The 13,243-nt window shown below is 73.2% G+C and carries 13 protein-coding genes and 1 pseudogene; 7 read left to right on the top strand and 7 right to left on the bottom strand.

The genetic code is table 11. The annotated features are described in order from the left end of the window. From D0D15_RS18615 to nrfD, 3 genes are all read left to right on the top strand, one after another. Positions 1-2,222 (top strand): molybdopterin dinucleotide binding domain-containing protein (locus D0D15_RS18615; RefSeq protein WP_115944613.1); only part of this gene is annotated, 2,222 nt, incomplete at its 5' end. Continuing rightward, positions 2,222-3,112, top strand: a complete 891-nt coding sequence (locus D0D15_RS18610) for a 4Fe-4S dicluster domain-containing protein (RefSeq protein WP_094003057.1) — start codon at positions 2,222-2,224, stop codon at positions 3,110-3,112. The genes D0D15_RS18615 and D0D15_RS18610, both read left to right, overlap by 1 nt. Further along, positions 3,109-4,050, top strand: a complete 942-nt coding sequence (gene nrfD / locus D0D15_RS18605; RefSeq protein ID WP_094003056.1) for an NrfD/PsrC family molybdoenzyme membrane anchor subunit — start codon at positions 3,109-3,111, stop codon at positions 4,048-4,050. Before D0D15_RS18610 ends, nrfD begins: the two co-directional genes overlap by 4 nt. On the opposite strand, the gene D0D15_RS18600 is transcribed toward nrfD, so the two are convergent. Then, positions 4,028-4,849, bottom strand: coding sequence for an MBL fold metallo-hydrolase (locus tag D0D15_RS18600; protein ID WP_094003055.1), 822 nt, complete (start codon positions 4,847-4,849; stop codon positions 4,028-4,030). The two genes, nrfD and D0D15_RS18600, sit on opposite strands and share 23 nt — an antisense overlap. A gap of 85 nt (positions 4,850-4,934) precedes the next feature. On the opposite strand from D0D15_RS18600, the gene D0D15_RS18595 reads away from it, so the two are divergent. Further along, complete coding sequence (locus tag D0D15_RS18595; protein WP_094003054.1) at positions 4,935-5,552, top strand: hypothetical protein; 618 nt, start codon at positions 4,935-4,937, stop codon at positions 5,550-5,552. A 50-nt stretch (positions 5,553-5,602) separates the two neighbouring features. Here the strand turns inward: D0D15_RS18595 and D0D15_RS18590 are convergent, their stop codons facing one another. Then, positions 5,603-7,456: a glycoside hydrolase family 3 protein gene (locus tag D0D15_RS18590; protein ID WP_094003053.1), complete on the bottom strand. Its 1,854-nt coding sequence runs from the start codon at positions 7,454-7,456 to the stop codon at positions 5,603-5,605. Positions 7,457-7,588: 132 nt separating this feature from the next. Here D0D15_RS18590 and D0D15_RS18585 point away from each other — a divergent pair, with 132 nt between their 5' ends. Next, complete coding sequence (locus tag D0D15_RS18585; RefSeq protein ID WP_094003052.1) at positions 7,589-8,119, top strand: hypothetical protein; 531 nt, start codon at positions 7,589-7,591, stop codon at positions 8,117-8,119. Here the strand turns inward: D0D15_RS18585 and D0D15_RS18580 are convergent. Then, on the bottom strand, positions 8,110-9,210 hold the full coding sequence (locus D0D15_RS18580; RefSeq protein ID WP_115944612.1) for a CaiB/BaiF CoA transferase family protein: 1,101 nt from the start codon (positions 9,208-9,210) through the stop codon (positions 8,110-8,112). The genes D0D15_RS18585 and D0D15_RS18580 overlap by 10 nt on opposite strands. 153 nt (positions 9,211-9,363) lie before the next feature. On the opposite strand from D0D15_RS18580, the gene D0D15_RS18575 reads away from it, so the two are divergent. After that, positions 9,364-10,041: a hypothetical protein gene (locus tag D0D15_RS18575; RefSeq protein ID WP_094003050.1), complete on the top strand. Its 678-nt coding sequence runs from the start codon at positions 9,364-9,366 to the stop codon at positions 10,039-10,041. A gap of 68 nt (positions 10,042-10,109) precedes the next feature. Here the strand turns inward: D0D15_RS18575 and D0D15_RS18570 are convergent, their stop codons facing one another. The 3 genes from D0D15_RS18570 to D0D15_RS18560 are packed head-to-tail and all read right to left on the bottom strand — an operon-like array spanning position 10,110 to position 11,694. After that, the gene (locus D0D15_RS18570; protein ID WP_094003049.1) at positions 10,110-10,508 is read right to left on the bottom strand and encodes a ChaB family protein; all 399 of its coding nucleotides are present in this window, start codon (positions 10,506-10,508) and stop codon (positions 10,110-10,112) included. A gap of 58 nt (positions 10,509-10,566) precedes the next feature. Beyond that, the gene (locus D0D15_RS18565) at positions 10,567-10,839 is read right to left on the bottom strand and encodes a hypothetical protein (protein ID WP_094003048.1); all 273 of its coding nucleotides are present in this window, start codon (positions 10,837-10,839) and stop codon (positions 10,567-10,569) included. 9 nt (positions 10,840-10,848) lie between these two features. After that, complete coding sequence (locus D0D15_RS18560) at positions 10,849-11,694, bottom strand: SDR family oxidoreductase (protein ID WP_094003047.1); 846 nt, start codon at positions 11,692-11,694, stop codon at positions 10,849-10,851. A gap of 95 nt (positions 11,695-11,789) precedes the next feature. Between D0D15_RS18560 and D0D15_RS18555 the strand changes: the two genes are divergently transcribed. Then, positions 11,790-12,860, top strand: coding sequence for an NAD-dependent epimerase/dehydratase family protein (locus D0D15_RS18555; RefSeq protein ID WP_198958097.1), 1,071 nt, complete (start codon positions 11,790-11,792; stop codon positions 12,858-12,860). Between the two features lie 216 nt (positions 12,861-13,076). Here D0D15_RS18555 and D0D15_RS37065 read toward each other — a convergent pair. Next, positions 13,077-13,187, bottom strand: a pseudogene (locus tag D0D15_RS37065) (aminoglycoside adenylyltransferase domain-containing protein); the annotation flags it as partial. Between the last annotated feature and the right edge of the window lie 56 nt (positions 13,188-13,243).

The raw sequence follows: 13,243 nt of genomic DNA, 5'->3' as shown, positions 1-13,243 counted from the left end.
GGGGTGCGCGGGCGAAGGAGCAGTCGGCGCCGGACCAGCACGGGTCGGGCGGGCCGCCGCTGGAGGGCGGGGCGGACGAGATCGCCGCGGATCCGTCGCTGGAGCACCCGCGGTGCGTGTTCCAGGTGCTCAAGCGGCATTTCGCGCGGTACACGCCGGAGATGGTGGAGCGGACCTGCGGGGTGCCCCGGGAGCTGTTCGACGAGGTGTGCCGGGCGTGGACGGAGAACTCGGGCCGGGAGCGGACGGCGGCGCTGGTGTACAGCGTGGGCTGGACGCAGCATTCGATGGGGGCGCAGTACATCCGGGCGGGGTCGATCATCCAGTTGCTGCTGGGCAACATCGGCCGCCCGGGTGGCGGGGTGTTCGCGTTGCGGGGTCACGCTTCGATCCAGGGGTCGACGGACATCCCGACGTTGTTCAACCTGCTGCCCGGCTACCTGCCGATGCCGGACACCTCGCACGAGAGCATCGCGGACTACCTGCGCCTGGTGCGGGGTGACCGGCAGAAGGGGTTCTGGCGCAACGCCGACGCCTACCTGGTGTCGCTGCTGAAGGAGTACTGGGGCGAGCACGCCACCGCGGAGAACGACTGGTGTTTCGGCTACCTGCCGCGGATCAACGGTGACCACGGCACCTACCGCACGGTCATGGACATGATCGACGGGAAGGTCTTCGGCTACTTCCTGCTGGGGCAGAACCCGGCGGTGGGCTCGGCGCACGGGCGGTTGCAGCGGCTGGGCATGGCGAACCTGGACTGGCTGGTGGTGCGGGACCTGGCGATGATCGAGAGCGCCACGTTCTGGAAGGACTCGCCGGAGATCGAGACCGGGGAGATCGCGCCGGAGCGGTGCCGCACCGAGGTGTTCTTCTTCCCGGCGGCCTCGCACGTGGAGAAGTCGGGCACGTTCACCCAGACGCAGCGGATGCTGCAGTGGCGGGACAAGGCCGTCGAGCCGAGGGGCGACCAGCGCAGCGAGCTGTGGTTCTTCTACCACCTGGGCCGGATCCTGAAGGAGAAGCTGGCCGGCTCCGCCGACGAGCGGGACCGGCCCCTGCTGGACCTGTGGTGGGACTACCGGATGGAGCACGGCGACGAGCCCTCCGGGGAGGACGTGCTGCGGCGCATCAACGGAGTGAACCTGGAGACCGGGCGCGCGCTGAACGGCTACCTGGAGCTGAAGGCCGACGGCAGCACGGCGTGCGGGTGCTGGATCTACAGCGGGGTCTACGCCGGCGAAGTGAACCAGGCGGCGCGGCGGAAACCGCACGACGAGCAGGGGCCGTACGAGTCGGAGTGGGGCTGGACGTGGCCGCTGAACCGGCGCGTGCTCTACAACCGCGCCTCGGCCGATCCGCGGGGCCGCCCGTGGAGCGAACGCAAGAAGCTCGTGTGGTGGGACGCCGGCAAGGGCGAGTGGACCGGGCACGACGTGCCGGACTTCGAGAAGACCAAGCCGCCGGACTACCGGCCCGAGCCGGGCGCCGTCGGCCCGGAGGCGCTGCACGGGGACGACCCGTTCATCATGCAGGCTGACGGCAAGGCGTGGTTGTTCGCGCCGAACGGGGTGCTGGACGGGCCGCTGCCCACGCACTACGAGCCGCACGAGTCGCCGGTGCGCAACCCGCTGTACGGGCAGCAGGGCAACCCGGCGCGCAAGGTGTATCCGCGGGTGGACAACCCGTCCAACCCGTCGCCGCCGGAGCCGCACGGCGAGGTGTTCCCGTACGTGTTCACCGCCGCGCGGCTGACCGAGCACCACACGGCGGGCGGGATGAGCCGTCAGCTGCCCTACCTGGCGGAGCTGCAGCCGGCGTTGTTCGTCGAGGTGTCGCCGGAACTGGCCGCCGAGCGCGGGCTGGCGCACCTGGACTGGGCGCACGTGGTGACCAGCAGGGCGGCGGTGGACGCGCGGGTGTTCGTGACCGAGCGGATGCGGCCGTTGCGGATCGAGGACCGGGTGGTGCACCAGATCTGGATGCCCTACCACTGGGGGCAGACCGGCCTGGTGGATGGGGACGTGGTCAACGACCTGCTCGGCGTGGTGCTCGATCCGAACGTGTTCATCCAGGAGAGCAAGGTCGCCACCTGCGACATCCGGCCGGGCCGCCGCCCCCGGGGCCCGGATCTACTGGCCTACCTGCAGGAGTACCGCGCGCGGGCGGGGATCACCGTGGCGACCGGCACCCACCTGGACACGGCGCGGGGAGCGGAGGGGTGATGGGCAACAGCTTCTACGGTCCGCTCGACGATCCGGCGGGCGACGCCGGCCACCTCGAGCACCCGCCGCGGATGGGGTTCTTCACCGACACCTCGGTGTGCATCGGCTGCAAGGCGTGCGAGGTGGCGTGCAAGGAGTGGAACGGGGTGCCCGACGACGGGTTCGACCTGCTCGGCATGTCGTTCGACAACACCGGGATGCTCGGGGCGAACTCGTGGCGGCACGTGGCGTTCGTCGAGCAGCCGGAGCCGCCGTCGGTGGACCTCGGGATGCCGTCGTTCGACCTGCCCGGCGCGGGCGGCGGCGCGGAGAGCCGGACGGACTTCCGGTGGCTGATGAGCTCGGACGTGTGCAAGCACTGCACGCACGCCGGTTGCCTGGACGTGTGCCCGACCGGCGCGTTGTTCCGCACCGAGTTCGGTTCGGTGGTGGTGCAGCCGGACATCTGCAACGGGTGCGGCTACTGCGTGTCCGGCTGCCCGTACGGGGTGATCGACCGGCGCGAGGACGACGGCCGGGCGTGGAAGTGCACGTTGTGCTACGACCGGCTGCGCGACGGGCTGGAACCGGCGTGCGCGAAGGCGTGCCCGACCGATTCGATCCAGTTCGGGCGGCTGGACGAGCTGCGGGAGCGGGCCGCGCGCCGGGTGGACGCGTTGCACGAGGCCGGGGTGCCGCAGGCGCGGTTGTACGGGGAGAGCCCGGACGACGGCGTGGGCGGCGACGGCGCGTTCTTCCTGCTGCTGGACGAGCCCGAGGTGTACGGCCTGCCGCCGGATCCGGTGGTGCCCACGCGGGACGCGGGGTCGATGTGGAAGTACGCGGGCATGGCCGCGTCGGCGTTCGTGGCCGCCGCGGTGTCGGTCTTCTTCGGACGGGGCAGGGGATGAGGGAGCAGGTCGCGGTGCCCAGGGCCGAGTTCCGGTCCTACTACGGGCGGCCGGTGCTCAAGCCGCCGGTGTGGGAGTGGAAGATCCCGGCCTACCTGTTCACCGGCGGGTTGTCGGCCGGGTCGGCGATGCTCGGCGCGGGCGCCGACCTGACCGGCCGTCCGGTGCTGCGCAGGGCGAGCCGGGCCGGGGCGCTGGGGGCGCTCGCGGCGTCGATGTACCTGCTGGTGGCGGATCTGGGGCGGCCGGAGCGGTTCCTGCACATGCTGCGGGTGGCCAAGCCCAGCTCGCCGATGAGCGTGGGCACCTGGATCCTCGTCGCCTACGGGCCGGGCGCGGGCGTGGCGGGGGTGGCCGAGCTGGTGCCGCGGCGGTGGCAGCGCACGCTGCCCGGGCGGTTGGTGCGGTGGGCGGCGCGGCCGGCGGGGTTGTCGGCGGCGGCGATCGCGCCCGGGGTGGCCTCCTACACGGCGGTGCTGTTGTCGCAGACGGCGGTGCCGGCCTGGCGGGAGGCGCACCGGCAGCTGCCGTTCGTGTTCACCGGTTCGGCCGCGGCCAGCGGCGCCGGGCTGGGCATGGTGTGCGCGCCCGTGTCGGAGGCGGGGCCGGCGCGGCGGCTGGCGGTGCTCGGCGCGGCGGCGGAGCTGGTCGCGTCGAAGGTGATCGACCAGCGGCTCGGGCTGGTCTCGCAGGCCTACACCACCGGGAAGGCGCACCGGCTGCGGAAGTGGTCGGAGTACCTGACGCTGGGCGGCGCGGTGGGTGCGCTGGCGGGCCGCCGCAGCCGGGCGGTGCAGGTGGTGTCGGGGCTGGCTCTGCTGGCGGGCAGCGCGGTGCAGCGGTTCGGGGTGTTCGAGGCCGGGGTGGCGTCCACGAAGGACCCGCGGTACGTGGTGGTGCCGCAGCGGGAGCGGATCAGCCGGGCGAGCGGGCGCTGAGCAGGTTCGCCAGGGAGAAGCTCTCGCCGCGGGCGAGCAGGCGCACGTCGGTGGCCGGGTGGCGGCGGGCGGCCTCGGCGAGGAAGTTCGACACCGGCGAGGTGAACTTGCCGTAGTCGTCGAAGTGCACCGGTACCACGTGGGTGGGGTTCATCAGCTCCAGCATCCGCCCGCCCTGCCGGTCGTCCAGGGTGACCAGCACGCCGAGCACGCGGGTGCCGCCCAGGTGCAGCACGGCCACGTCGATCTCCGGGTAGCGGCGGCGGATCCCGGCCAGCTCGTCGTGGACGATCGTGTCGCCGCTGACGTAGATGCGCAGCGTGGCGGCGCCGGGGTGCGGGGTGTACTCCCAGATGCTGCCCATGACCGGCGGCAGGATCCGGTTGAGCGGGCCGCGGGCGTGCCGGGCGGGGACGGCGGTGACGGAGAGCCGGGCGTCGCCGTCGCGGAAGGTGTCGTGGTGCCAGGTGGGCAGGGCGACGGTGGCCCGGAAGCCGCGTTTGGCCAGGCGCCGGGCGGCGTGTTCGGTGGTCAGGATCGGCACGTCGGCGGGCAGGTCCCGGCGGGCGACCCGGTCGAAGTGGTCGCCGTGCAGGTGCGACAGCACGACTCCGTCCAGCGGCGGCAGGTCGGCGACCTGCGCGGCCGGTTCGGTGCGGCGCCGGGAGACCAGGCCCTGGCCGAAGTAGGACCACTGGCCGCGGTGCAGGAAGTTCGGGTCGGTCAGCACCGTGAACGGCCCCAGCCGGACCAGGGTGGTGGCGGTGCCGATGAAGGTGAGCGAGTCGGCGGGGAACATTCGTCGGCCCCTTCCCGGTCGGTGTCCGGGTACGGCTACCCATCGGAGGACGGATGATTCGCCCGTGGCTGGGTAGCCGCCAGGTATGGCACCTCCCGTCGTGCGACCCGTGTTCGGCGCGCTGGCCCGGTGGCGGCGGGCGCGCGTGTTCCACCCGCGCGGAATCCTGCTGCGGGGCACGCTCGAGACGCTGGCACCGGACGAGCTGCCGCTGCCGCCCGGTGGCCCGGTCGTGGCGCGGCTGTCCAAAGGGGCCGGTCTGCCCGGCCGGATGCCCGACATCCTCGGCCTGGCGCTGCGCATCCCGACCGACGACGGCCCGTGGGACCTCACCCTGGCCAGCGCGAGCGCCCGGGTGCTGCTGCGCCCGGCGCGCGGGTGGCGGCGGGCGCGGTTCAGCAGTGTCGTGCCCTACCGGGTGGCGCGCGGGCTGCGGTGGATCCTCGCGTCGGTGGACGGGCCGGACGGCGCCTCGCTGGACGCGGTGGCGGCCGGGCCGGTGACGGTGACGTGCTGCGTCGCCAAGCTCACCGGCCCGGCCACCCCGGTGGCGCGGATCGTGCTGGACAGCCCCCTGGGTGACGGCGAGCGCCCCAGCTTCGACCCGATGCTGCACAGCCCACCCGGGGCCCGCCTCTACCCGGACTGGCTGTCGCGCCTGCGGGAGCCCGCGTACCAGGGCAGCCGCGCGGGCCGCCGCTGACCGGCGCGCGTGACCGCCCGGGCCTCAAGGCCGTGCTTCCCCGGGCGTGGTCAGCCCCGGCCGTAGCGGAGGCCGAACCCGTAGCGGAACAGCGGGTCCTGCCCGTCGCCGATGTTGATCGGCTGCTGCGCGGCGCTGCGCATCCACGTCACCGGCAGCTTGCCGGACGGGTTGTAGTCGCCGAACAGCACGTCGGCGACCCCGCCGCCTTCGGTGCCCGGCAGCCACGACGCCAGCAGCGCGTCCCAGCCGGGCAGCTCCGCCGCGATGTCCAGCGGCCGGCCGGACACCAGCACGACCACCACCGGCACCCCGGAGTCCTTCAGCCGCTGCATGGTCGCCAGGTCCTCGGCGTCCAGGCCCAGGCCGGCCGGCCGGTCGCCCATGAACTCCGCGTACGGCGTCTCGCCGACCACCGCGACCGCGACGTCGTAGCTGCCGTCGATGCCGGCGCCGCCCCGGTCGTAGGTGACCGTGCCGGCGCGCGCCTTGTCGCGGATGCCTTGCAGGATCGTGGTTCCCGGTGTGATGGGGCCGCTGGAACCCTGCCAGGTGATCGTCCACCCGCCGCTCTGGTTGCCGATGTCGTCGGCGTTCTTGCCGGCCACGAAGATCTTCTGGCCGCCGCGGTCCAGCGGCAGCACACCGCCGTCGTTCTTGAGCAGCACCTGCGACTCCCGCACCGCCTGGCGGGCCAGTGCCCGGTGCGCCGGGCTGCCGACCGTCGAGGTGTAGCGGCGGTCGGTGAAGGGCCGTTCGAACAGGCCGAGCTGGAACTTCTTGGTCAGGATGCGGCGGTTGGCGTCGTCGACGCGGCTCATCGGCACCCGGCCCGCCTGCACCTCGGCGCGCAGCGTGTCGATGAACTTCACGTAGTCGTAGGGCACCATCACCATGTCCACGCCCGCGTTGATCGCGGCGCGGACCTCCTCGGCGGTGAAGCCCTCCTGGCCGTCGATCTTGTCGATGCCCTGCCAGTCCGACACGACGAACCCGGTGAAGCCCAGCTCGCCCTTGAGCACGTCGGTGACGAGGTAGCGGTTGGCGTGCATCTTCACGCCGTTCCAGCTGCTGTAGGAGATCATCACCGACCCGACCCCGCGCTGGACCGCGGCCCGGAACGGCGGCAGGTAGATGGCGCGCAGCTGCTGCTCGGTCAGCTCGGTATTGCCCTGGTCGACGCCGCCGGTGGTGCCGCCGTCGCCGACGTAGTGCTTGGCCGTGGCCAGGATCGAATCGCGGCCGGACAGGGACCGGCCCTGCAGGCCGTCGATGATCGTGGACATCGACGAGACCAGTTCCGGGGTCTCGCCGAAGGACTCGTAGGTGCGGCCCCAGCGGTCGTTGCGGGCCACGCACAGGCAGGGCGCGAAGTCCCAGTCCACGCCGGTGCCCGAGACCTCCTCGGCCACCGCGTCGCCGATGCGGCCCACCAGATGCGGGTCGCGGGTGGCGCCCAGGCCGATGTTGTGCGGGAAGATCGTCGCGCCGTGGACGTTGTTGTGGCCGTGCACGGCGTCCACGCCGTAGATGATCGGGATGCGCAGGGGAGCGGTCAGCGCGGCGCGCTGGAACCCGTCGTACATGTCGGCCCAGGACTGCGCGGTGTTCGGGGTGGGCACGGAGCCGCCGCCGGACAGCAGCGACCCGAGCCGGTGGGTGGCGATGTCGGCGGGGTCGGCGATGGCGCTGCGCTCGGCCTGGGTCATCTGGCCGAGCTTGTCGTCCAGGCTCATGCGGGACATCAGGTCGGTCACCCGCACCGCGACGGGCTTGCCCGGGTCGAGGTAGGCGGGTCCGCGCTGGACGGGCGCCGCCGACACCGAGGTCGCACCGGAGGTGAGTGCGACGGTGGCGGCGAGCGCGGTGAACAGGGATCTCCGGCGAACAGATCGGGGTCTCATCCGTGGTCCTCCTTGACACATCGGATTTGTTGCCGCGGGCAACTTAATGGCCCGGGTGTAACCTAGCCCACACTCCAGCGAGAGGTCCAGACCTCTGTCCGGCCTACGACTTCCGTCGGTAGGTTGGACGGCATGGCAAGGCCGAACAGCACCGTCGTCGTGCTCGCCGGCTCCGGCAGCGAGAAGGTCCTCGCCGGGCTCGACGGGCTGGCCAACGTCCGCGTGGCGTCCTCCGGAGAGGCGGCCGCGCTCGTGGGGCAGACCCACGCCGCGTACGTGGTGCACGACCGGGATCCGCTCGCCGGGGTCGCCGACGCCTGGGCCCGGTTCTTCGACCGGCAGGCACCACCCGGCACCCTGGAGGTCGCGATCGAGACCGCGGTGGCCGACCTGCGCCGGGGCGCCACGCTGCTGCCCGACTACTACCTCGTCCTCGACCCGGAATCCCTGCCCGCCACGGGGAAGCACTGGTGGCTGGGCGTGCTCGCGGGCGCCGCGCCCAGCCGGGTCGTCCCGGCCGCGCCGACGGTGCCCGCCGTGCGGGAAGCGCTCTCCCGGCTGCCGTCCGGCCGGTGGTGGCCCGACGACGTCGAGACCTGGCTACGCGACCTGGTCCGCGTGGTGCCGGACCAGGTGGGGCTGCCGCGGCCGGCTCAGGCCTGAACGCCCCAGTCGCGGATGACCTCCGCGGTGTCCGCGCCCGGCGTGGCCGGCGGCGCCGGCTCCGCGTTGGCCGTGCGGGAGTCGCGCGGGGCGGGCGCGGCCTGCGTCACGCCGTTGATGTCCCGCACCGAGCCGCGCGCGGCCAGGTGCTCGTTCTCCGCCGCCTCGGCGAAGGACAGCACCGGCGTCACGCACGCGTCCGTGCCGGCGAACACCGCCGTCCACTCGTCGCGGGTGCGGGAGGCGATGACCTCGGTGAACCGCTCCCGCAGCTTCGGCCAGCCGCCGCGGTCGCCCTGCGCGGGCAGGTCCGCACCGTCCAGGCCCAGCCCCTTGAGCAGCTCGGCGTAGAACTGGGGCTCCAGCGCCCCGACCGCGATGTACCGGCCGTCGGCGCACCGGTAGGTGTCGTAGTAGGGGCAGCCGGTGTCGAGCAGGTTCGTGCCCGGCTCGTCGGCCCACGCGCCCTGCGCCCGCAGCGCCCACACCATCTGCAGCAGCACGCTCGCGCCGTCGACCATCGCCGCGTCCACCACCTGGCCGCGCCCGGAACCCGCGCGCTCGACCAGCGCCGCCAGCACCCCGGTGACCAGGAACATCGAGCCGCCACCGAAATCGCCGACCAGGTTCAGCGGCGGGATCGGCTTGCCGGCGGTGTCACGCACCGCGTGCAGCGCGCCGGTGAGGGAGATGTAGTTGATGTCGTGACCGGCCCGCGGCGCCATCGGGCCGTCCTGGCCCCAGCCGGTCATGCGGCCGTAGACCAGGCGCGGGTTGCGGGCCAGGCAGTCCTCCGGCCCGACGCCGAGCCGCTCGGCCACCCCCGGCCGGAAGCCCTCCAGCAGCACGTCGGCCTTGTCGATCAGCTGCTGCACCAGCCGCTTGCCCTCGGGGGTCTTCAGGTCGGCCGCGATCGAACGGCGGCCGCGCAGCACGTGGTCCCGTGCCTGCGGCGGCAGCACCTGCAGGCCACCGGAGGGCCGCTCCACGCGCACCACGTCCGCACCGAGGTCGGCGAGGATCATCGCCGCGTGCGGTCCCGGGCCGATGCCCGCCAGTTCCAGCACCTTGATCCCGGCCAGCGGCCCCATCGGCGCTCCCCACTCGTCGTCGTGCAGTGCCCCGGATTGTGCCAGGCGCGCCGGGCGGGCGGGTGTGGCGCACATTCCACCGCCACCCGGAACCAGGCGCATCATGGAGGCAGGGCGCTCGCGCCGGGCGCCGCCGTGGTGAGGGAGCAGCCGATGCCCTACCAAGACCTGGGAGCGTTCATCTGGCCCATCATGGTGCTGATCTGGGTGCTGGCCGCGTCCTACTCCCGCGCGGCGATGCACCAGCGCTGGCAGGCCCGCGCGCACCCCGCGCCGTCCCGGCCACCCGGACGGCCCGTCGACGCCCCCGACGCCGCCGAGTCGCTGCGCGCCCTGTGGGACGCCGCGCGTGACCGGTACGCCCGGATCGCGGGGGAGTACGGCGACTACGAATCCGACCCGAAGCAGGTCCTGCGGCGGCCCGCGCTCGCCGATCCGGCGGTGCCCTCGACCAGCCGGTTCATCGACGCGTTCCACGAGGCCATGGCGCTGCACACCGAGAGCTACCCGCCCACCGAGGTGGCCCGCAAGTACGTCGCGGCCACCGAGAACGCGGAACAGGCGTGGCGGGCGGCCTGCGAGGCGGCCGACAAGCTGCGCGCCTCGCGGTTCACCACCGACGAGCGGGCGCTGATCAACCAGGGCATCAAGCTGCTCGAACTGGCCGAGGGCGCGGCCACCCCGGCCGAGCAGGAAGCCGCCTTCGCCGCGGCCCGCCAGGTGCTCACCAAGCTCGAACGCAGCGCCGGCACCCGTCTCGACTGGCGGGTCCCCCGCCCGGCCCGCCAGACGATCGACCGGCACGGGCGCCCGCCACTGCCCCCGGCCTGAGCGCGGCCGGGCATGACGAAGGGCCCGGCCGGAGCCGGGCCCTTCCTCAACCAGTACCTGCCGGACCGCTACCGGCGAGCCTTCGCGGTCTCCCGGTCGTTGGCCTTCTGGATCGCCTTGACCAGTTCGTTCTTGTTCATCGACGAGCGGCCCTTGATGTCGAGCTTCTTCGCCACGTCGTACAGGTGCTGCTTGCTGGCCGAGGCGTCCACCCCGCCGGCGGTCTTCGCCGGCTTGCGGCCGGCGCCCCGCGCGGCCTGCTTGTCCGACGGGCCCTTGCGGCCCTTCTCCTCCCAGTGGTCGCCGACCTTCTCGAACGAGTGCTTCAGCGACGCGTACGCCGTCTGGTGCGCGCGCCGGCCCTCGCCGTAGGTCTCCACCGCCGAATCGTGGGTCTTCACCCACGTGTCCTGCGCCTTCTTCGACGACCGCTTCAGCGTGCTGGGCAGGGCCTCACGTCCAGGCATCGGAGCACCTCCTGTCGCCTCTCGTGCCTGGCCGACGGTTTCCCGGGACGCCCGTACGTCAAACTTCGCCGTCCTCGACCCGCAACGCCTGCTGCTCGGCGCCCCCGGCCGGCCGGCGGCGGCCCTGGTCCTCACCGATCTCGGTGCCCTCGGCGTCGATCAGCTCGTTGGACCGGTCGGGCGCCGACACCTGCTCGGCCGCGGCCTCCGAATCCGGTTCGACCGCCCGGTCCGGATCGGTCACCCGCCAGGTCACCGGGTCCTCCAGCGGCTCCGGCTCGGCGTCCAGCTCCAGGTTCTCCTGCTGCTCCGACACTGGCTCCTGCGGCATGGTCCCTCCTCAGCCCGGCAGCGTCTCGCCGCCGAGCGCGGCGAGCACCTCACCGGTGTAGTACGACGACAGCTGGCCGGACGCGAAGAACACGAACGACGGCGCCAGCTCGTCCGGCTGCGCCGCCCGCCCCATCGGCACCTGCTGCCCGAACTTCTCCACGTGCTCGCCCGACATCGTCGCCGGGATCAGCGGCGTCCACACCGGACCCGGCGCGACCGCGTTGATCCGCACGCCCCGGCCGGCCAGCGCCTGCGCCATCGCGTAGGTCCAGGCGATCACCGCGCCCTTGGTGGCCGAGTAGTCGATCAGGGACTTGTTGCCGCGCAACCCGTTCACCGACGCGGTGTTGATGATCGACGAGCCCTCGCCCAGGTGCGGCAGCGCCGCGTGCGTCACCCGGAAGTAGCTGTGGATGTTCACGTCGAAGGTGCGCATCCACTGCTCGTCGGTCAGATCCTCGGGCGAATCCAGCTCCTGCTGCGTGGCCACGTTGTTGACCAGCACGTCCAGCCCGCCGAACTCGCGCACGGTCTCGTCCACGATCGTGCGGCACCGCTCCCGCTCCCCGAGGTCGCCGGGCAGCAACAGGCAGCGCCGGCCCTCCTTGCGCACCAGCTCCGCGGTCTCCTCCGCGTCGGAATGCTCCTCCAGGTAGGCGATCGCCACGTCGGCGCCCTCCTTGGCGAACGCGATCGCGACCGCCCGCCCGATGCCGGAGTCCCCGCCGGTCACCAGCGCGCGCTTGTCGCGCAGCAATCCGCGCCCGGTGTAGCCGGCCATCCGGTCCCGCGGCGCGGGCTCCATCTCGTGCGTCACGCCCGGCGGTTCCTGCTGCTGGGGTGGCTGTCCCATGCGCACTCCTTCCTCATCTGCCCCGAGGTGTCCCCGATCCCGGCCGCACCAAACGCGACGGTTGACGCCCCGGCCCGCCGGGTATCCGCGTGCGCATGAACTCGCCAGTGAGCAAGGGCCTGCGCGTCGTGGTCACCGGCGCCAGCGGCAACGTGGGCACCAGCACCGTCCAGGCGCTCAGCCGCGACCCGGCGGTGGCGTCGATCCTCGGCGTGGTCCGCCGCGAACCCGAGTGGAGCGTGCCGAAGCTGCGGTGGCGCACCGCCGACCTGGCCGAGGACCAGATCGCCCACCTGGTGCGCGACGCCGACGTGGTCGTCCACCTCGCGTGGCTGTTCCAGCCGACCCACGACCCGGCGCTGACCTGGCGCGCCAACGTGCTCGGCGCGATCCGCGTGTTCGAGGCCGCCGCCCGGGAGCACGTGCCCGCCCTGGTGTACTCCTCGTCGGTCGGCGCCTACTCGCCCGGCCCGAAGGACCGCCCGGTCACCGAGACCTGGCCCACCCACGGCTGGCCCGCGGCCGCCTACCCGCGCGAGAAGTCCTACCTGGAGCGCTACCTGGACGGGTTCGAGAAAACCAATCCCGGCGTGCGGGTCGTGCGGCTGCGCCCGGCGTTCGTCTTCAAACGCGAAGCCGCCTCCGAGCAGCGCCGCCTGTTCGCCGGCCCGTTCCTGCCCGGCAGCCTGGCCCGGCCGTCGCTGATCCCGGTCATCCCGGACGTTGCCGGCTTGCGGGTGCAGGCCGTGCACTCCGCCGACATCGGCGAAGCGTTCCGCCTGGCGGCGCTCACCGACGTGCGCGGCGCGTTCAACATCGCCGCCGACCCGGTCATCGACGCCAAGGCACTGGCCCGCCTGCTGGGCGCCCGCACCGTGCCCGTGCCCACGTGGACGCTGCGGGCGGCGGTGTCCGCCGGCTGGTACGCCCACCTGCTGCCGGCCTCACCCGGCCTGCTCGACACCGTCCTGCGGCTGCCGATCATGGACACCACTCGCGCCCGCGAGGAACTCGGCTGGATCCCGCGCCACGACGGCCTCGAGGCGATCGGCGAGTTCCTGGCCGGTCTGCGTGCCGGCGCGGGCATGAACACCCCGCCGCTGGCCGCCGACTCCGCGGCAGGCCGCATCGGCGAGATCGGCACCGGGATCGGCTCCCGGCCCTGACTCAGGCCCGCAGCCGGCCGATGCGGGCGAGGACCTCGTCCACGTGCGGCCGCACCCGCGCCCGCAGGTCGGGACTCCAGCTTTCGTCCGCGTAGTGGCGGGTGTGGTACAGATCGCGGGCGTGCGCCAGCACGGGGCGGTGTGCCGGCGGGAGACGGCGAGGGCCCAGTCCGCGGCGGCCTCCTTGGACTTGATCTCGCCGGTGGACAGTGTCGCCCAGACGCGGGCGAAGGTCAGCACGACGTCGCGGGTGTCGTCGTCCAGTTCGGCGAGCAGCTCCGGGATGCCCGCGACGCTCGCCCGGACCTGGTCACCGGCCAGGACCATCGTGAGCACCACGGCCAGGTCCGCCATCGGGCCGGGCCGGGGAGGCCCGCTCGCTT

This window comes from Amycolatopsis thermalba, from assembly GCF_003385215.1.
In the GTDB taxonomy this organism is placed as follows: Bacteria; Actinomycetota; Actinomycetes; order Mycobacteriales; family Pseudonocardiaceae; genus Amycolatopsis_E; species Amycolatopsis_E thermalba.
Note: the sequence above shows the minus strand (reverse complement) of the source record. Positions and strands in the feature narration are given on the sequence as shown.